This window comes from Rathayibacter sp. AY1H3, from assembly GCF_002932015.1.
In genome coordinates, this window is sequence record NZ_PSUU01000040.1 from 1 (window position 1) to 17,387 (window position 17,387).

The following is a 17,387-nucleotide window of genomic DNA, read 5'->3' on the forward strand; positions in this document are numbered from 1 at the left end:
GTCGAGGTCGACGACCACGAGCTTTCCGCCGGGGACCTTGTACTCGCCATGCATGACGCCAGCCTAGGCGCGAGCCGGGGCGGGGAAGCGCTCGCCCAGCCACTCCACGAGATCGGCCGTGACCTCGGCCCGGTTGAGCTCCTGGAACAGCTCGTGCCGCGCCTCCGGGTACACCCGCACCGAGACGTCCGTGTACCCGGCCCGCCGCCGGTAGGCCTGGGCGAGCGCGCGCACCGACCGCTCGCCGCCGAGGGTGTCGTCGGCGCCCACGACCAGCAGCAGGGGCAGCGGATGCTCGGGCCCGCGCTTCGGGCGGCCGACCAGCCGCAGGGTCTCGACCAGCCCGATCCGCTTCGCGAGCGGCGTGGTGAAGGTGAGGGGGTCGTCGTGGAAACGCTGCCAGACCTCCGGGTCGCGGGAGAGCCACTCGAGGCCGAGACCGCCGGCGACGCGGTGCCGCTTCGCCAGGTCGCCCGCGTTCATGTGCCCCGGGAGGCGGTAGGCCGTGCCGCTCAGCACGAGCGCGGCGTAGGCGCCGGAGTGGTGGTCGACGATCCGCTGCGCCATGAGCGACCCCCAGGAGTGGCCGAGCAGCACGATCGGCACGCCGGGGCTCTCCTCCGCGAGCAGCTCCGTCAGCCGGAGGATCGCCGCCTCGGTCGCGCGCAGGCCGCCCGGCCCCAGCAGTCCGAGCCGGGAGGAGTCGCCGCCGTGCTGCTCGAGGCCGGTCCGGCCGTGCCCGCGGTGGTCGTCCGCCGCGACCGCGTACCCGGCGGCGACCAGCGCCTCCGCCAGCTCGACGTAGCGCCCCGAGTGCTCGCCGACCCCGTGGGCCAGCTGCACGATCGCGCGGGGCGAGGGGTGCGGCCACCAGCGGTAGTGGATGACGACGCCGGAGGCGTCCTGGAAGGTCCTGTCGACAGCGGCGCCGGTCATGGTGACCAGTGTGGCGCTCCGGCCGCTGGGCGCGAGGGACCCGCGGAGAACTGAGAAGATACTCACGATCCATCGGCGGGCACCCTGCTCGTCACGGTGCCTCGCTACCTTTTCCCTTGACGAGCGACCCCCGCGACCGTCCCCCGACCCCCCTTCACGAGCGAGGCCAGCCCCTTCATGACCGTATCGCCCCTGATCTGGACCCTGACGATCGTCTTCATCGTCCTGCTCCTGCTCTTCGACTTCTTCTTCCACGTCCGGAAGGCCCACGAGCCCACGCTGAAGGAGTCGTCGATCTGGTCGGCGCTCTACGTCGGCATCGCCGTGCTCTTCGGGCTCGGCGTCCTCGTCTTCGGCGGAGCGACGCCCGGATCGGAGTACTTCGCGGGGTACATCACCGAGAAGGCCCTCTCGGTCGACAACCTGTTCGTCTTCCTCATCATCATGGCGAGCTTCAAGGTGCCCCGCGCCGACCAGCAGAAGGTGCTCCTCTTCGGCATCGTCTTCGCGCTGATCGCCCGCACCGGCTTCATCTTCCTCGGCGCCGCGCTGATCAACTCGTTCGCCTGGGTCTTCTACATCTTCGGCCTGATCCTGCTGCTGACCGCGTTCAACCTGGTCAAGCCGGGCGACGACCACTCCAGCGACAACGTGATGGTGCGCCTGGCCAAGCGGATCTTCAAGACGAGCGACCAGTACGACGGCGACAAGTTCTACACGCACATCGACGGCAAGAAGGTCCTCACGCCGATGATCCTCGTCATGGCGGCGATCGGCGGAACGGACATCCTGTTCGCCCTCGACAGCGTGCCGGCGATCTTCGGCCTCACCAGCGACGTGTACCTCGTCTTCACGGCGACCGCGTTCTCGCTGCTGGGCCTGCGCCAGCTGTACTTCCTCATCGACGGCCTGCTCGACCGCCTCGTCTACCTCAGCATCGGCCTCGCCGCGATCCTCGCCTTCATCGGCGTGAAGCTGATCCTGCACGCGCTCCACGAGAACAACCTGCCGTTCATCAACAACGGCGAGCACGTGGAGGTCTTCGAGATCGGCACCGGACTGTCGCTCTCGGTCATCATCGGCGTCCTCGTGATCACGGTGATCGCCTCCCTCGTCAGCCCCAAGGGCCGCCGCATGGCCGCCGAGGCCGCCGAGCGCCGCCGCGTGGCCGAGGCCGCGGGCGCGGACGTCGACGCGACGCACTGAGTCGTCTCGTGCGCCGCGAAGCGGCGCACCGCAGTCGGCTCTCCTAGGCGGTCGGTTTCCCGAGAGCGGGTCCCGACCGCCTAGAACGATCCGCTGACACGCGGGTCGCTCGTTCGACGGGCCGTCTCGTGCGCCGCAGGGCGGCGCACCGCAGTCGGCTCCCACGGGCGGTCGGGTTCCCGAGAGCGGGTCCCGACCGCCTAGGAGGATCCGCTGACACGCGGATCCCCCGTTCGGCTCGACCGAGCACCGCACGCCGGTGCTCCGCAGTCAGCTCCCCTAGGCGCTCAGGTCCCCGAGAGCGGGTCTTGACCGCCGAGAACGTCCCGCCGGTTCGAGCGCGGACTCCGCTCGCGGAGGGTCAGCGGGCGCGGTAGCGGTGCTCCGGGCGGCCGGTGGTGCCGTAGCTGAGGGTCATCTCGACGAGGCCGCGGCCCGCGAGACCCGAGAGGTAGCGCTGGGCGGTGGCACGCGAGATACCGGCGCGCTCGGCCACCTCGAGGGCCGACAGCTCGGCGCCCGACTCGGCCAGGCGCGCCAGGACGAGCTGCTCGGTCGCCGAGCGCGAGGGCTGCGCGGCGGTCGCGTCGCCCGAGTGCAGGATGCGCAGCGCCCGCTCCACCGCCTCCTGATCGGCCGCGCGGTCCTCCCGCAGCACGTTCCGGAACCGCACGTACGCGTCGAGGCGCTCGCCGAGCAGGCGCGCCTCGAACGGCTTGATGAGGTACCCGAGCGCCCCCGCGTGCAGGGCGCGCCGCACCGTCGCCCCGTCGGAGGCGGCGCTGACGACGAACGCGTCGGTGTCGAGTTCGCGGAGCAGCGCGATCCCGCTCTGATCCGGCAGGTGCACGTCGAGCAGCAGCAGATCGGGCGCGTGCTCGGCGACGGCCGCCCGCGCCGCGCGCGCCGTGTGCACCGGAGGAAGGGCCGTCAGCCCCTGCCGCGCCTCGACCAGGTCCGCATGCAGCTGTGCGACCCGGAAGTCGTCGTCCACCACCAGCACCGTGCGCTCCCGCGCCGTGTCCGCGCTCATGACCCGTCCCCGTCCTGCTCCGGCGGCCGCACCGCTCCGGGGAGGCGCGCGCACAGCACGGCCCCCGACTCCGCTCCGCCTGCGTCCGCCAGCCAGACCTCGCCGCCGCGCCGGGCGGCCACCTCGCGGCACAGCGGCAGGCCGAAGCCCCGGCCGTGCACGCGGCCGTCGTCCTCGACGGGGTCGCCCGCGCCGGCCCGGTCGAACAGCGAGTCCGGATCGAGCACTCCGTCGCCGGAGTCGGCGACCGTCACGAAGAGCGCGTCGCCGTCGTCGAGCAGCTCGACCTCGACGAAGCGCACGTCGCGCCGCCCCTCGACCGCCGCGCGCACCGCGTTGTCCACCAGGTTCCCGACCACCGTGGCGACGTCCTCCGGCTCGACGACGGTGCCGCGCACCAGCGTCTCCTCACCGAGCGTCAGCAGCACGCCGCGCTCGGCCGCCTCGATCCCCTTCGCCCCGACGAGCGCCTGGAGGTACGGCTCCTGCAGCCGGTCGGCGTGCTGCACCGGGTACTTGAGCGGGCCGCGGGTCAGCACCTCGTCGAGGTAGTCGCGCGCCGACGCGGTCCGCCCCGCATCCAGCAGGCCCGCGACCACGTGCAGGCGGTTGGCGAACTCGTGCCGCTGCACCCGGAGCGCGTTGGTCATCGCGCCGACCGCGTCGAGGCGCCGGCTCAGCGCGGCGAGGTCGGTGCGGTCGCGCAGCACCACCACCACGCCCAGGTCGCGGTCGCCGCGGGTCACCCGGCGGATGTCAACGTAGACGATGCGGGAGCGGACGACGAAGCCCTCCTCGCCTCCGGGGCGGGGCGGCTCGACGGAGTGCAGCGCGGCGCCGATCGCGTCGGCCAGCGGAACGGGCAGGTCGAGCTCCGCGAGCGGCCGCCCGTGCAGCGCCCGCCCGGTCGGGTCGTCGGAGCCGAGGATCGCGGCGGCCCGCGCATTGCAGACGCCGACGCGCCCGTCGCGGTCGAGCGCGAGCACGCCCTCGTCGACCCCGTCGAGCACGGCGGCCTGGTCCTGCACGAGCGAGGTGAGCTCCTCCGGGGCGAGGCCGAGCGTCAGGCGCAGCAGGCGGCGGCGGATGAAGACGGAGGCGACGGCGGCGAGCACCAGCCCGGCGAGCGCCGCGGCGAGGACGCCGAGCAGCGCGGTCGGCAGGTCGGTGAAGACGCTGGAGCGCGCGAAGCCGATGCTGACCTCGCCGACGACCCGCTGCTCCCCCGCGGCGAAGACCGGGACCTTCGCCCGTGCCGACTCGCCGAGCGTGCCGGTGCCCCACGAGACGCTCTCGCGCCCGGCGAGCGCCTCGTCGGGGCTGGTCGAGACCCGCTCGCCGAGGCGGTCCTCGTCGGGGTGGGCGAGGCGGATGCCCTGGTCGTCGGTGATCACGACGAAGAGCGCGCCGGTGCGCTGCTCGACGGCGGCGGCGACGTCCTCGAGCGGTCCGCCGCGCAGCTCCGAGGCGGCGGGCGCGCCGGGCACGGCGGAGGACGCGGCGACCGCGTCCTGCACGTCGGGGTCCTCGGCGACGGTGCGGGCGATGGCGAGCGCCGTGCCCTCCGCCTCGCCGCGCAGCTGCTGGATGCTGAGCGCGGTGACGAGCCCCGCGCAGACCAGCACGGCGGCCGACACCGTGGCGAGCTGCAGGACCAGGACGTGGGTCGCGAAGCGCATCGGGGCCTCCTCGCCGTCGTCGTGCGCAGAATGCGCAGAAGCCACACTATGCGCAGATGTCGCCGTAATGAGCGATACCCCGGCGCCGGACGCGGAGCTGCCTAGGGTTTCCACCATCTCCCGGCCGGCTCTCCCGCCGAGCGCGGGCGGAGGCACTGGACGAAGGAGTCAGCTGTGTTGGTAGTACTCGGTTTCACCATGATCCTGGCCTTCATGGCCCTGATCATGACCAAGCGGCTGACGCCGATGGTCGCCCTGATCGTCGTGCCGACGATCTTCGGCCTCTTCGCGGGCGCCGGCCTCGGCATCGGCGACATGGTCCTCGAGGCGATCGGCAGCCTCGCGCCCACGGCCGCGCTGCTGATGTTCGCGATCATGTACTTCGGGATCATGATCGACGTCGGGCTCTTCGACCCGCTGATCCGCTTCATCGTCCGCGCGCTCGGCGACGACCCGGCGAAGGTCGTGCTCGGCACGGCGCTGCTCGCGGGTGCGGTCTCGCTCGACGGCGACGGCTCGACCACCTTCATCGTCACCACCGCCGCGATGCTCCCGATCTACCTGCGCCTGGGGATGAACCCGGTCGTGCTGACCTGCGTCGCGGGCCTGGCCAACGGCACGCTCAACATCGTCCCCTGGGGCGGACCGACGGTGCGCGCCGCCGCGGCCCTCCAGGTCTCGCCGAGCGAGATCTTCGTGCCGATGCTCCCCTCGCTCGCGGTGGGCCTGGCCGTCACGCTCGTCTTCGCCTGGTTCCTCGGGCTCGGCGAGCGCCGCCGCCTCGGCTCGCTCGCGCTGGCCGAGCCGATGCTCGAGCAGGAGCTCGTCGGCGCCGGCCGCGGCTCCTCCTCCCGCTCGGGCGGCGCCCGCACCGGCGGCCTCGCGGCCCTGACCGGGGGCATCCGCACCGTCGCCCGGGAGCGCTTCTCCTTCCTCCGCGGCCCTCAGGCCCTGCGCGGAGCCCAGGTGGCGGTCGCCGCCCGCGTGCAGGCCGACGACGCCGACACCGCGATGGCCGACACGATGCTCGACCCCGAGCGCGAGACGCTGCGCCCGAAGCTGATCTGGGTGAACCTGGTCCTGACCCTCGCGGTGATGACGCTGCTGGTCGCCGACATCCTGCCGCTGCCCTACGTGTTCATGGTCGGCTCCGCGGTCGCCCTCCTGATCAACTTCCCGAAGATGAAGGACCAGGCGGCCGAGATCGTCAAGCACGCGCCGAGCATCGTGGGCGTCGTGTCGATGGTGCTGGCGGCCGGTGTGCTGATCGGCGTCCTCAACGGCACCGGCATGGTCGACGCCATGGCGGAGTGGGTCGTCGCGGTGATCCCGCCGGCGCTCGGACCGTTCCTCGCCGTGATCACCGGCGTGCTCAGCATCCCGATGACCTTCTTCATGTCGAACGACGCGTTCTACTACGGCATCCTCCCCGTGCTCTCCGAGAGCGCGGCGAACTACGGCATCTCGCCGGTCGAGATGGCGCGCGCCTCGATCACCGGGCAGCCGGTGCACCTCCAGAGCCCGCTGGTCCCGGCGATCCTCCTGCTCGTCTCCCTCGCCGCGGTGAACCTCGGCGACCACCACCGCAAGGTGCTGTGGCGAGCGGTCGTCGTCTCGCTGGTCATGCTCGCCGTCGGCGTGCTGGTCGGCTCGATCCCCTTCGGCTGAGGTCGGCGGAGCGGAGCGCCGAGCGATCGGAACGAGGACGGGACCTTCTGCTGCGGCGGGGGTCCCGTCCTCGTTCCGCGGCTCGGTCCCGCAGCCCGCGCTAGCGCAGCAGCGGCGCCAGGTTCTCGGTCCAGACGTCGGAGCCGACCTTGAGGATGAGGGCGCCGACCACGACGAGGAACGCGACCCGGATGAAGCGGCTGCCACGAGCGACGGCCATCCGCGAGCCGAGGTACGCGCCCGCCACGTTGGCGGCGCCCATCAGGAGGCCCAGCAGCCAGATCACGTGCCCGCCCGGCACGAAGTAGAGCAGGGCGCCGAGGTTGGTCGCGACGTTGACGATCTTCGCCTTGGCGCTGGCGAGCAGGAAGTCGTAGCCCAGCGCGGTGATCAGGGCGATGATCAGGAAGGTGCCGGTGCCCGGTCCGATCAGGCCGTCGTAGAAGCCGATCAGGAGTCCCAGCACGGCCGCCGTGACGAGGTGGCGCCGGCCCGCGTGCTTGAGCACCGTGACGCTGCCCAGTGCCGGGCGGGCGATCGTCACGACGGCGACCACGATCAGCGCGACGACGATGATCGGCTTGAACACCGCGGCCGGGAGGAGGCCGGCGAGCGTCGCGCCTCCGTAGCTGCCCGCGAGGGCGACCGCCGCCATCGGCAGTGCGGTGCGCAGATCGGGCTTCGCGCGCCGGTAGTAGGTGATCGCGCTGGTGGTCGTGCCGAAGATCGAGGCCAGCTTGTTCGTGGCGAGCGCCTGCACGGGCGAGATCCCCGGCACGAGGAGCAGGGCGGGGAGCTGGAGGAGTCCGCCGCCGCCCACGACCGCGTCGATCCAGCCGGCCGCGAAGGCGGCGAGGATCATCAGCGCGAGGACGGGGAGTCCGAGATCCTCTGTGAAGGTCAGCATCGGTCGGAAGCGTACGCGAGCACCGCGACCCCCTCGACCTCGGGGGCCGGGCCGCCCTAGGGTCGGCGGCATGCGATTCGGACTCTTCATCCCCCAGGGCTGGCGCCACGACCTCGTCGGCGTCCCGGCCGCCGACCAGTGGCGCACCATGAGCGACCTCGCCCGGCACGCCGACGACGGCGCCTGGGAGTCGATCTGGGTCTACGACCACTTCCACACCGTCCCGCAGGTGACGGAGGAGGCGACGCACGAGGCGTGGTCGCTGATGAGCGCGTTCGGCGCCACCACGTCGCGCGTGCGGCTGGGCCAGATGTGCACCTGCATGGGCTACCGGAACCCCGCCTACCTCGCCAAGGTCGCGACGACCGTCGACATCGTCTCGGGCGGGCGGGTCGAGATGGGCATCGGCGGCGGTTGGTACGAGCACGAGTGGCGCGCGTACGGCTACGGCTTCCCGCCGATCGCCGAGCGGCTGGGCCGGCTCGACGAGGGAGTGCAGATCCTGCAGCAGGCCTGGACGACCGGGTCCGCGACCCTCGACGGCCGCTACTACCAGGTGGACGGCGCGCAGAACCGGCCGCTGCCCCTGCAGGAGGGCGGCATCCCGCTGTGGGTCGCCGGCGGCGGCGAGAAGGTCACGCTGCGGATCGCGGCCCAGTACGCGCAGTACACGAACTTCGCCGGGACCCCGGAGGCGTTCGACCACAAGAGCTCGGTCCTCCGCGGGCACTGCGAGCGCCTGGGCACCGACTTCTCGGCGATCACCCGGAGCTCGAACTACAACGTCGTGATCGGCGAGACGGAGGCGGAGGTCGAGGCGGCGCTGCAGCGTCTCGAGGAGCGCGTGGTCCCGTACCTCGGCGCGGAGGGAGCGGCGTCCTTCGTCGCCGAGTACCGCAGCCCCGACGCGCTCGCGGTCGGCACTCCCGCGCAGATCGTCGACCGCCTCGCCGGCATGCAGTCGCGCGGGATGGACTACGGCATCCTCTACTTCCCGGACGCCGCCTACGACCGGTCCGGCATCGAGCTGTTCGAGCGCGAGGTGCTGCCGGCGCTCTCCTGAGCGCGGAGCGGCGGGGCTCCTACGCCTCCCGCCCCCCGCCCGCAAGTCCTTGGGGCGCCCCGGCCCCGCGCCTACGGTCGGAGCATGGACGCACAGGACATCCGCTGGAACGACGAAGCCCGCGACAAGATCCTCGAGGACTCGGACAGGGTCCTCCGCGAGGCGGTGCTCGACCTCGCGACGAGCAAGAAGGGCGAGCCCTGGGAGGACGTGTTCGCGGAGCTGAACGCGCGCCTCAAGGACCGCTTCATCGACTTCGAGCCCGGCCCGGACCTCCGCAAGTACGCCGAGGCCGTCTCCGCCGGGGAGATCGAGACCGGCTCGTGAGCGAGCACGACCGCGACGCCGCGCTCGAGGACGAGATCACCTCGATCCACGCCCTCGGCGAGGGCCGCGTCGGCGAGACGGCCGGCCCGGAGGACGAGGACCACGAGCTCTCGCCCGAGCAGGACGCCCGCATCGAGTCCGAGCTGAAGAGCCGGGGCAGCGAGAGCTGATCCCCCCGGTACGCGGAAGGCCCGCTCCCCCTCGAGGGAGCGGGCCTTCCGCGTGAGTCGCGATTACGCCGAGAGGGGCTCGTAGTCGGTGTAGCCCTCGGCTCCTCCGCCGTAGACCGTCTCCTGGACGACCTCGTTCTCGGGGTGCCCGCCCTGCCAGCGCTCGACCAGGTCGGGGTTGGCGATCGCCGGGCGGCCGACGGCCACGGCGTCGGCGTGGCCCTCGCTGATCAGCTCGGTCGCCTCCTCGCGGCTGGTCGGCGAGCCGAAGCCGCTGTTGGCGATGAAGACGCCGTCGAAGCGCGAGCGGAGGTCCTGGACCAGCTCGCCGGCGGGCTCGGCGTGCAGGACGCTGAGGTAGGCCAGGCGGAGCGGGGCGAGCCCGTCGACGACGGCCTCGTAGGTGGCGCGCACGTCGTCGGCGTCGGTCTCGACGACGTCCTGGATGTTGTGGGCCGGCGAGAGGCGGATGCCGACGCGGCCCGCTCCGACCTCGTCGACGATCGCGCGGGTGACCTCGAGCGGGAACGCGGCGCGCTCGGCCGGGGTCCCGCCGTACTGATCGGTGCGCACGTTGGAGACGGGCGAGAGGAACTCGTGCAGCAGGTAGCCGTTGGCGCCGTGCACCTCGACTCCGTCGAAGCCGGCGTCGATCGCGCGGCGGGCGGCGGCGACGAACTCGTCGCGGACGGTCGCCAGCTCCTCGGTGGTCAGCGCGTGCGGCACCGGGAAGGGCTTCTTGCCGGAGGGGGTGTGCACCTCTCCGTCGATGGCGACGGCGCTCGGGGCGACGATGCGGTCGGTGCCGGTGATCTCGGTGTGCGAGACGCGGCCCGCGTTCATCAGCTGCATGACGATGCGCCCGCCCGCGGCGTGCACGGCGTCGGCGACGGCGCGCCAGCCCGCGGCCTGCGCGTCGGTCTCGATGCCGGGCTGCCCGGCGTAGCCCTTGGACTCGGCGCTGGGGAAGACGCCCTCGCTGATCAGCAGGCCCATGCTCGCGCGCTGGGCGTAGTACTCGGCGACGATCGCGCCGGGCACGCCCTGCTCGTCGGAGCGCAGTCGCGTCATCGGTGCCAGGACGATGCGGTTGGGGAGGTCGAGGTCGCCGGCGGTGAGGGGGGAGAACGGATCCACGGGATCGCCTTTCTACGGAGCTGTCTCAGGGGGCTGCCCTTAGGGGGGAGGCACGTGCACCTGCGGCGCACTCCGGGCGGCAACCGCGAGCGGAGCACGGTCATTCCTCCTCCCGGCGTTCTCCCATCCCCCGCGCCCCGGGCACGCGGTCGACGGCCTGCCGCCTCCCGACTCCTGCTCGGACATCCGGGCTGTCTACACTCGGGAGGCGACGACGAAGGAGTGTGCGCGATGCCGGCGAGACCCCACCACCCCGTGAGCTCCCGGCTGCTGCCGGCGCTCGCGGCCCTCCTGATCGCCGCGGTCCTCGCGCTGGTCCCCGCGACCGCGGCGACGGCCGAATCGCCCGTCTCCTTCTCCTCCTCCACCGTCCTCGACTCGGTCGGGGTGCTGAGCTCCGGAGAGACCGCCGAGATCGAGCAGGCCTCGCGTGCCCTCTACGACCAGCACCGCGTGCAGCTGTTCGTCGCCTTCGTCGACTCCTTCACGGATCCGTCCGACCGCGCCGCGTGGGCGGACGAGACCGCGACCCGCAACGGACTGGGCACCGACGACGTCCTCCTGGCCGTCGCGGTCGACGCCCGCCAGTACCAGGTGTCGGTCGCGCAGGGCTTCGCCCTCGACGACGCGCAGGTCTCCTCGCTCCAGTCCGACGACATCGAGCCGAGGCTCGCCGACAGCGACTGGGCCGGAGCCGCGGTGGCCGCCGCCGACGGGATCGGGCAGCGCCTCGACGCGCCCAGCGCCGGCGAGTCCCTCGGCTCGGGGCTGCTGATCGCGCTCGGCGTGCTCGCGGCCCTCGTCGTGGTCGGCCTCGTGGTGCTGCTGCTCGTCCGCCGCGCGCGGAAGCGCCGCGCCCAGGAGGCGGTGGAGGCCTCGATCGACGAGCTCGCCACCCGTGCCGGATCGGCCCTCGTCCACGCCGACGACGCCGTCCGCACCAGCGAGCAGGAGGTCGGCTTCGCCGAGGCCCAGTTCGGCGCCGACGCGACCGGCGCGTTCCGCGAGGCGCTCGTCGCCGCGAAGCGCCTGCTCGGCGAGGCCTTCACCCTGCAGCAGCGCCTCGACGACGCCGAGCCGGAGACCGATCAGGAGCGCCGCGACGGCTACCAGCGCATCCTCCAGCTCTGCGCCGACGCCGAGCAGACGCTCGACGAGCGCGCGAGTGCGTTCGAGGAGCTGCGCGACCTCGAGAAGAACGCGCCGCAGGTCGCCGCCGCGCTCTCGGCTCGCGCCGCCGAGGTCGGCGACCGCCTCCCCTCGGCCCGCGCCCGCCTCGCCGAGCTCGCCTCCCGCTACGCGCCGACCGCGATCGACGACGTGGGCGACGACGCCGACCAGGCCGAGGACCGCCTCCGCTTCACCCGCGACCAGCTCGCCGGCGCCCAGCAGGCGCTGCAGGCCGGCGACTCCGGCCGCGCCGCCGTGCTGCTGCGCGCCGGGCAGCAGGCCGCCGAGCAGGCCTCCGGGCTCGTCGACGCGGTGGCGACGCGCGGCGACGAGCTGCAGAAGGCGGAGGCGTCGCTCGCCGGCCGCATCGCCGAGATCCGCGCCGACGTGGCGCAGGGACGAGCGCTCGCCGCCTCCCAGGACGCGGAGTCCGCCGCCCAGGCGCAGAACGTCGCCGCGGCGGTCGCCTCGACCGAGGCCGCCCTCGACGACGTCGAGCGCGCCGCCTCCGTGCGGCCGAACGACCCGCTCGCCCTGCTCGAGGCGCTCACCGCCGCCGACGCCACGATCGACGCCGCCGTCGGCGAGTTCCGCGACGCGCAGGCCCAGCGCGAGCGCGAGCGGGCCGCCCTCGGCGCCGAGCTCACCTCCGCCCGCAGCCGCGTCTCGGCCGCGGAGGACTTCATCGCGGCCCGCCGCGGCGCGGTCGGCTCGGAGGCGCGCACCCGCGTCGCCGAGGCCGCCCGCTCGGCCGAGTACGCCGAGCGCATCGCCGCCACCGACCCCCGCGAGGCTCTCGCCTCCGCCCAGCGCGCCTCGCAGCTCGCTCAGCAGGCGCTCGAGCGGGCACGGGCCGACGCCGGCGCCTACTCCGCCCCGAACGCCGTCGGCAGCCCCTACGGAGGCGACACGACCGGCGCGTTCCTCGGCGGGATCCTGGTCGAGTCGCTCCTGGGAGGCGGACGCCGCAGCGGCTACCGCTCGGGCGGCTTCGGCGGAGGCGGGTTCAGCGGCGGCTTCGGCGGCGGCGGCTCGTCCCGGCGCTCCGGCGGCGGCGGCTTCGGCGGCGGGCGCAGCAGCGGCGGAGGCGGACGACGCGGCGGCGGCGGGCGCTTCTGAGCGCCCCCGGGCATCCGCGCACGACCGACGACCACCACCTCCGCCACGACTCCGGCACCACCTCCGACATCCGGCACCACCCACGACGCAAGGAGAGACACCCATGGCACAGAGACAGTCGATCTTCGGCCGCATCGCGCAGCTCGCGAAGGCCAACATCAACGCGCTCCTCGACCAGGCCGAGGACCCGCAGAAGATGCTCGACCAGATGGTCCGCGACTACACCGACAGCATCCGCGACGCCGAGGCGGCGATAGCCACCACGATCGGCAACCTGCGCCTGCTCGAGGACGACTACCGCGAGGACGTGCAGAACGCCCAGGAGTGGGGTGGCAAGGCCCTCGCCGCGAGCCGCAAGGCCGACGAGCTGCGCACCGGCGGGAGCGCCGGCGACGCCGACAAGTTCGACGCGCTGGCCAAGGTCGCTCTGCAGCGCCAGATCCAGTCCGAGCAGGAGGCGAAGGACGCCGAGCCGACCATCGCCTCGCAGACCGAGGTCGTCGACAAGCTCAAGACGGGCCTGAACCAGATGCGCGAGAAGCTGCAGCAGCTCTCGAGCAAGCGCGACGAGCTGATCGCGCGCTCGAAGACCGTCGAGGCGCAGAGCCAGGTCCAGGACGCCGTGAAGAGCATCGACCTGATGGACCCGACGAGCGAGGTGAGCCGCTTCGAGCAGAAGATCCGCCGCGAGGAGGCGCGCGTCCGCGGCGCGGAGGAGCTCGCTTCCTCGAGCCTGGACGCGCAGTTCGAGTCGCTCGAGGACCTCGGCGAGATGACCGAGGTGGAGGCGCGCCTCGCCGCGCTCAAGTCCGGCCGCCCGCAGGACTCGATCGGCTCCTGAGCCCGTGCGCCTCCGGCGGTCCCGCCGGAGGCGCACTCCCCTTCCCGACACGCGCGGAGCGAAGGCTGGCAATCGCCATGGTGCGGTGCCGCCGCCGTCCCCGTAGTGTTCACACCAGGTTGCCCTTGACCCCGGTCGCCCTGATGCCGCGTCCGGCCCCTACCGACGCGGTGAACCATGAGCGGACCGCCCCCGTCGGGATCGCTCACCGAGAGATCGTCGACGCCGACGGTCACCACGAAGAGCGAGGCGCCGATGAGCACCCCCACCACCACGTCCGTCACCGGAGGCGCCCCCCGCGTCGTCCGCACCCGCCCCCGCGCCGACGGCCGCGTCAACCCGACGACCGAGTACTCCGGTCTCCTCAGCACGGTCCGCGACGCGGGGCTCCTCCGCCGCCGCACCGGCTTCTACTACACGATGTTCGGCGCGCTGGTCCTCGCGCTCGGCGGCATCGTCACCGGCTTCGTCCTGCTGGGCGACTCCTGGTTCCAGCTCCTGCTCGCCGCCGCCCTCGGCATCGTGCTGACGCAGTTCGCCTTCCTCGCCCACGAGGCCTCGCACCGCCAGGTGTTCGAGTCCGGCAGGGCCAACGACGTCGCCGGGCGCACCCTCGCGAACCTCTTCGTCGGCATCAGCTACTCCTGGTGGATGACCAAGCACAGCCGCCACCACGCGAACCCGAACGTGCTGGGCAAGGACCCGGACATCGAGCGCGACGTCGTCTCCTTCACCGCCGAGGACGCGGCCCGCTCGCGCGGCCTCTACGCCTGGCTCACCCGCCGCCAGGGCTACGCGTTCTTCCCGCTCCTGCTGCTCGAGGGCCTCAACCTGCACCTGCACGGCTTCCGCACCGTGTTCGGCAAGGGCAAGGTCGACAAGCGCTGGGTCGAGATCACCATGCTCGTCACCCGCGTCGGCCTCTACCTCGCCGTCGTCTTCTGGGCCCTCCCCCTCGGCATGGCGTTCGCCTTCGTCGGCGTGCAGCTGGGCGTCTTCGGCCTCTACATGGGCGCCTCGTTCGCGCCGAACCACAAGGGCATGCCGCTGCTGCCGAAGGAGGCGCGCGTCGACTTCCTCCGCCGCCAGGTCCTCACCTCGCGCAGCATCCGCAGCACCTGGTTCACCGACCTCTACATGGGCGGCCTCAACTACCAGGTGGAGCACCACCTCTTCCCGAACATGCCCCGCCCGGCGCTGCGCCGCGCGCAGGTCATCGCCAAGGAGTACTGCACCACCCACCAGATCCCCTACACCGAGACCTCGCTGATGGAGTCGTACGCGATCGTCGTCCGCTACCTCAACAAGGTCGGCCTGTCGGCCGGCGGCGACCCGTTCGACTGCCCCGCCGCCTCCGCGTACGGACGCTGAGCACTCCCCCTTCGCAGGCCCCTCGCACCTTCCCGGTGCGGGGGGCCTCCGTCGTTCGCGGGAGCGCAAGGGGGTGCCCCCGCGGGCGGCGGAGTCGTAGCGTCGGGACATGAGCAGCTCCGACTACGACATCGAGCCCACCCCCACCGACACGACCGACGGCACCGACACGACCGACGGCGCGCGCACGCCCGACCCCGCCACCGAGACCGGCACCTCCGCGGGCCTCGACGAGGTCGGCGGCGCGGCCTCCCCCCTGGCCGACGGCGTCGGCGCCGACGGCGAGGAGCAGAACCCCCCGCTGCCCGACTGGGGCCCCACCGACGGCGTCCACGGCACCGACGCCGAGACCGACGCCTCGGGCACCGAGCAGCACTGACACGGCTCCGCGAGGGACCTCCCCGGCCGGTCGGCGAACGTTCCGACCGTGTTCCGAGGAGGTCCCTCCGTGTTCGCCGGAGGGTCGGCCGGCGCTCGGTCGGCGCGCCCTACACTGGCGAAATGCAGCCGACCGAACGCGCCCTCCGCGTGATCTCCTACAACCTCCGGGAGCACCGAGCGCACGCCGAGATCGCCCCCCTCGCCGCCCGCCACGACATCGACGTGCTGTGCCTGCAGGAGTGCGACACCACGAAGCTGCCGCAGGAGGTGGGCTCGCTCCGGCTCGCGTCCGTCACGGCCCGCAACCGCCTGGGCCTGGCCGTCTACTACTCGCAGGACCGCTTCGAGCTCTCCGGCAGCGCCGCGTTCGAGCTCAGCAAGTCCATGCACGACCGCGTGATGTCCCCCGCTCACGAGCGCCTGCTGGCCGTCCGCCTCGACGACCGCGACGGCGGATCGATCGCGGTCTCCTCCTTCCACGCCGCTCCGCTGTCGGCCGGCAACGCCCTGCGCCGCAAGCAGATCGACGAGGCGCTGAACCGGCTGCGCGAGTACGCGCCGGACACCCCCTCCCTGATGGTCGGCGACTACAACTACCCGTGGTTCTTCCGCGGACTCGACCGCCGGATGACCCGGAACGGCTACCTGGTCTCGCGGAGCGACTCCCCCACCTACGCGCGCTACCGCTACTTCAGCGGCCACTTCGACTTCGCGATCAGCGACTCCGTGCGGATCGAGCGGGTCTCCACGCTGCCCCAGGGCGTCTCGGACCACCTCCCGGTGATGGTCGACGCGCACTACGGCGTCCCCGCCGCCTGAGCGCGGGGCCCACTGGCCCGCACGGTCGGTAGGCTCAGGGGGTGACGACCCTGATCCTCGCCCGGCACGGAGAGACTGTCTGGCACTCCGAGAACCGCTTCGCGGGCTCCTCCGACATCGCGCTGACCCCCCGGGGCCAGGACCAGGCGGCGACTCTGGCCGCCTGGGCCGTCGACGCCGACCTCGAGGCGGTGTACTCCTCCACCCTGGTCCGGGCCGTGCGCACCGCCGTGCCCGCCGCGCGGGCGGCCCACCTCGAGCTGCAGCCCGACCCGGCGCTGGTCGAGGTCGACTTCGGCCGCGGCGAGGGGCTGACCACCGACGAGATGGAGAAGCGCTTCCCGGACGAGTACCACGCGTGGGTCGCCGCTCCGGCCATCCAGCCGATGCCCGGCGGCGAGTCCGGCCTCGACGCCGTCGCCCGCGCGAACACCTCGCTCGCCCGCATCCACCGCGAGCACCCCGACGGCCGCGTGCTCGTCGTCGCGCACGGCACGCTCATCCGCCTCCTGCTGTGCGCCTACCTCGGCATCAACCCCGAGACCTACCGGCACACCTTCCCGGTGGTCGACAACGTCTCGCTGACCACACTGCGCTGGGACGCGACCGGCGTCGGCCTGCTCGGCTACAACGTCCCGCCCGTCCAGACGCAGCGGCGCTCCAGCTGAGCGCAGCGGCCGCTCCGGAGCGGCGCCCGGCGAGTGCGGGCTCGATCGGCCTGGTGCTCGGGTCGGTCGCGAGCGTGCAGCTGGGCGCCTCCTTCGCCGTGCTGCTCTTCCCCGCCGCGGGGCCGATCGGCACCGTCACGCTCCGGCTGGTGTTCTCGGCCGTCGTTCTGCTCCTGGTCTGCCGTCCGCGGCTGAGCGGCCACAGCCGGAGCGACTGGGCCACCGTCGCCGCCTACGGTCTCGCCCTCGGCGGGATGAACGCCTGCTACTACGAGGCCATCGCCCGGATCCCGCAGGGCGCCGCCGTCACCCTCGAGGTGCTCGGGCCGCTGACGCTCTCGGTGATCGCCGGGAGGAGCGTGCTGAGCCTGGTCTGGGCGGTGCTCGCGCTGGCCGGGGTGGTGACCCTGTCGCAGGGCGGGTTCTCCGCGCTGGACCCGGTCGGCGTCGGCTTCGCGCTGGGGGCCGCAGTGCTCTGGGCCGCGTACATCGTCTTCGCCGGCCGCACCGGCGGGCGGTTCCAGGGGATCGACGGGCTCGCGCTGGCGCTGGCGGCCGGCGCGATCGTGTCGCTGCCGTTCGGCCTCGCCTCCGCCGGGCCCGCCCTGGTGGTGCCGCCGGTGCTGCTCCTCGGGCTCGCCGTGGCGGTGCTCTCCTCCGCGGTGCCCTACGCGCTGGAGCTGCTGGCGCTGCGGCGCCTGCGCTCCTCCACCTTCTCGATCCTGATGTCGCTCTCCCCCGGGGCGGCCGCGCTCTCGGGATTCCTCGTGCTCGGTCAGCGCCTCAGCGCCGTCGAGGCCGTCGGGATCGCGCTCGTGGTCGCCGCGAGCATCGGAGCGGTGCGGACCGCGCGGACCTCCGCCTGAGCGGCAGTTCTTTTGTTAGGCTAACT

17 protein-coding genes are annotated in these 17,387 nt (G+C 73.0%); 12 read left to right on the plus strand and 5 right to left on the minus strand.

Annotation, left to right across the window (positions count from 1 at the left end; translation table 11 throughout):
- Nucleotides 1-63: 63 nt before the first annotated feature.
- Entirely contained in the window at nt 64-936 is an 873-nt protein-coding gene (locus tag C5C33_RS14330; protein WP_104233159.1) for an alpha/beta fold hydrolase, read from the minus strand.
- 177 nt (nt 937-1,113) lie between these two features.
- Here C5C33_RS14330 and C5C33_RS14335 point away from each other — a divergent pair, with 177 nt between their 5' ends.
- Nucleotides 1,114-2,142: a TerC family protein gene (locus C5C33_RS14335; RefSeq protein WP_104223866.1), complete on the plus strand. Its 1,029-nt coding sequence runs from the start codon at nt 1,114-1,116 to the stop codon at nt 2,140-2,142.
- 361 nt (nt 2,143-2,503) lie between these two features.
- On the opposite strand, the gene C5C33_RS14340 is transcribed toward C5C33_RS14335, so the two are convergent.
- A complete protein-coding gene (locus C5C33_RS14340; RefSeq protein WP_104223865.1) occupies nt 2,504-3,175 on the minus strand; it encodes a response regulator in 672 nt (223 codons plus the stop codon).
- Nucleotides 3,172-4,854, minus strand: coding sequence for an ATP-binding protein (locus C5C33_RS14345; RefSeq protein WP_104261445.1), 1,683 nt, complete (start codon nt 4,852-4,854; stop codon nt 3,172-3,174). Before C5C33_RS14345 ends, C5C33_RS14340 begins: the two co-directional genes overlap by 4 nt.
- Nucleotides 4,855-5,052: 198 nt before the next feature.
- Between C5C33_RS14345 and C5C33_RS14350 the strand changes: the two genes are divergently transcribed.
- Nucleotides 5,053-6,522: a CitMHS family transporter gene (locus C5C33_RS14350; protein ID WP_104233156.1), complete on the plus strand. Its 1,470-nt coding sequence runs from the start codon at nt 5,053-5,055 to the stop codon at nt 6,520-6,522.
- A 100-nt stretch (nt 6,523-6,622) separates the two neighbouring features.
- Here C5C33_RS14350 and C5C33_RS14355 read toward each other — a convergent pair whose 3' ends face one another.
- On the minus strand, nt 6,623-7,429 hold the full coding sequence (locus tag C5C33_RS14355) for a TSUP family transporter (RefSeq protein WP_104223862.1): 807 nt from the start codon (nt 7,427-7,429) through the stop codon (nt 6,623-6,625).
- 70 nt (nt 7,430-7,499) lie between these two features.
- Here C5C33_RS14355 and C5C33_RS14360 point away from each other — a divergent pair, with 70 nt between their 5' ends.
- The 3 genes from C5C33_RS14360 to C5C33_RS18635 all read left to right on the plus strand — a co-directional run bounded on the left by C5C33_RS14360 (nt 7,500) and on the right by C5C33_RS18635 (nt 8,989).
- Nucleotides 7,500-8,492: an LLM class F420-dependent oxidoreductase gene (locus tag C5C33_RS14360; RefSeq protein WP_104246861.1), complete on the plus strand. Its 993-nt coding sequence runs from the start codon at nt 7,500-7,502 to the stop codon at nt 8,490-8,492.
- Between the two features lie 84 nt (nt 8,493-8,576).
- On the plus strand, nt 8,577-8,819 hold the full coding sequence (locus C5C33_RS14365; protein ID WP_068251275.1) for a hypothetical protein: 243 nt from the start codon (nt 8,577-8,579) through the stop codon (nt 8,817-8,819).
- Nucleotides 8,816-8,989 carry a hypothetical protein gene (locus tag C5C33_RS18635; RefSeq protein WP_160035225.1) on the plus strand — a complete coding sequence of 58 codons (174 nt, stop codon included), beginning with the start codon at nt 8,816-8,818 and terminating at the stop codon, nt 8,987-8,989. Before C5C33_RS14365 ends, C5C33_RS18635 begins: the two co-directional genes overlap by 4 nt.
- 63 nt (nt 8,990-9,052) lie before the next feature.
- Here the strand turns inward: C5C33_RS18635 and C5C33_RS14370 are convergent, their stop codons facing one another.
- On the minus strand, nt 9,053-10,126 hold the full coding sequence (locus tag C5C33_RS14370; protein ID WP_104261446.1) for an alkene reductase: 1,074 nt from the start codon (nt 10,124-10,126) through the stop codon (nt 9,053-9,055).
- A gap of 231 nt (nt 10,127-10,357) precedes the next feature.
- Between C5C33_RS14370 and C5C33_RS14375 the strand changes: the two genes are divergently transcribed.
- The 7 genes from C5C33_RS14375 to C5C33_RS14405 all read left to right on the plus strand — a co-directional run bounded on the left by C5C33_RS14375 (nt 10,358) and on the right by C5C33_RS14405 (nt 17,361).
- A complete protein-coding gene (locus tag C5C33_RS14375; RefSeq protein WP_104261447.1) occupies nt 10,358-12,415 on the plus strand; it encodes a TPM domain-containing protein in 2,058 nt (685 codons plus the stop codon).
- A 103-nt stretch (nt 12,416-12,518) separates the two neighbouring features.
- Nucleotides 12,519-13,256, plus strand: a complete 738-nt coding sequence (locus C5C33_RS14380; RefSeq protein ID WP_104261448.1) for a PspA/IM30 family protein — start codon at nt 12,519-12,521, stop codon at nt 13,254-13,256.
- Between the two features lie 255 nt (nt 13,257-13,511).
- Complete coding sequence (locus C5C33_RS14385) at nt 13,512-14,627, plus strand: acyl-CoA desaturase (protein WP_104261457.1); 1,116 nt, start codon at nt 13,512-13,514, stop codon at nt 14,625-14,627.
- Nucleotides 14,628-14,736: 109 nt separating this feature from the next.
- Nucleotides 14,737-15,006 (plus strand): hypothetical protein, encoded by a 270-nt coding sequence (locus C5C33_RS14390; RefSeq protein ID WP_104226203.1) that lies wholly within the window; start codon nt 14,737-14,739, stop codon nt 15,004-15,006.
- A gap of 122 nt (nt 15,007-15,128) precedes the next feature.
- On the plus strand, nt 15,129-15,827 hold the full coding sequence (locus C5C33_RS14395; protein WP_104223855.1) for an endonuclease/exonuclease/phosphatase family protein: 699 nt from the start codon (nt 15,129-15,131) through the stop codon (nt 15,825-15,827).
- A gap of 41 nt (nt 15,828-15,868) precedes the next feature.
- Entirely contained in the window at nt 15,869-16,495 is a 627-nt protein-coding gene (locus C5C33_RS14400; protein ID WP_104223854.1) for a histidine phosphatase family protein, read from the plus strand.
- Nucleotides 16,496-16,548: 53 nt separating this feature from the next.
- Complete coding sequence (locus tag C5C33_RS14405; RefSeq protein WP_258064158.1) at nt 16,549-17,361, plus strand: DMT family transporter; 813 nt, start codon at nt 16,549-16,551, stop codon at nt 17,359-17,361.
- The last annotated feature ends 26 nt before the right edge of the window (nt 17,362-17,387 follow it).

Coding starts and splice junctions, on each gene's coding strand:
- C5C33_RS14330 (WP_104233159.1), bottom strand. CDS start 936: ATGACCGGCGCCGCTGTCGACAGGACCTTCCAGGACGCCTCCGGCGTC.
- C5C33_RS14335 (WP_104223866.1), top strand. CDS start 1,114: ATGACCGTATCGCCCCTGATCTGGACCCTGACGATCGTCTTCATCGTC.
- C5C33_RS14340 (WP_104223865.1), bottom strand. CDS start 3,175: ATGAGCGCGGACACGGCGCGGGAGCGCACGGTGCTGGTGGTGGACGAC.
- C5C33_RS14345 (WP_104261445.1), bottom strand. CDS start 4,854: ATGCGCTTCGCGACCCACGTCCTGGTCCTGCAGCTCGCCACGGTGTCG.
- C5C33_RS14350 (WP_104233156.1), top strand. CDS start 5,053: ATGATCCTGGCCTTCATGGCCCTGATCATGACCAAGCGGCTGACGCCG.
- C5C33_RS14355 (WP_104223862.1), bottom strand. CDS start 7,429: ATGCTGACCTTCACAGAGGATCTCGGACTCCCCGTCCTCGCGCTGATG.
- C5C33_RS14360 (WP_104246861.1), top strand. CDS start 7,500: ATGCGATTCGGACTCTTCATCCCCCAGGGCTGGCGCCACGACCTCGTC.
- C5C33_RS14365 (WP_068251275.1), top strand. CDS start 8,577: ATGGACGCACAGGACATCCGCTGGAACGACGAAGCCCGCGACAAGATC.
- C5C33_RS14375 (WP_104261447.1), top strand. CDS start 10,358: ATGCCGGCGAGACCCCACCACCCCGTGAGCTCCCGGCTGCTGCCGGCG.
- C5C33_RS14380 (WP_104261448.1), top strand. CDS start 12,519: ATGGCACAGAGACAGTCGATCTTCGGCCGCATCGCGCAGCTCGCGAAG.
- C5C33_RS14385 (WP_104261457.1), top strand. CDS start 13,512: ATGAGCACCCCCACCACCACGTCCGTCACCGGAGGCGCCCCCCGCGTC.
- C5C33_RS14390 (WP_104226203.1), top strand. CDS start 14,737: ATGAGCAGCTCCGACTACGACATCGAGCCCACCCCCACCGACACGACC.
- C5C33_RS14395 (WP_104223855.1), top strand. CDS start 15,129: ATGCAGCCGACCGAACGCGCCCTCCGCGTGATCTCCTACAACCTCCGG.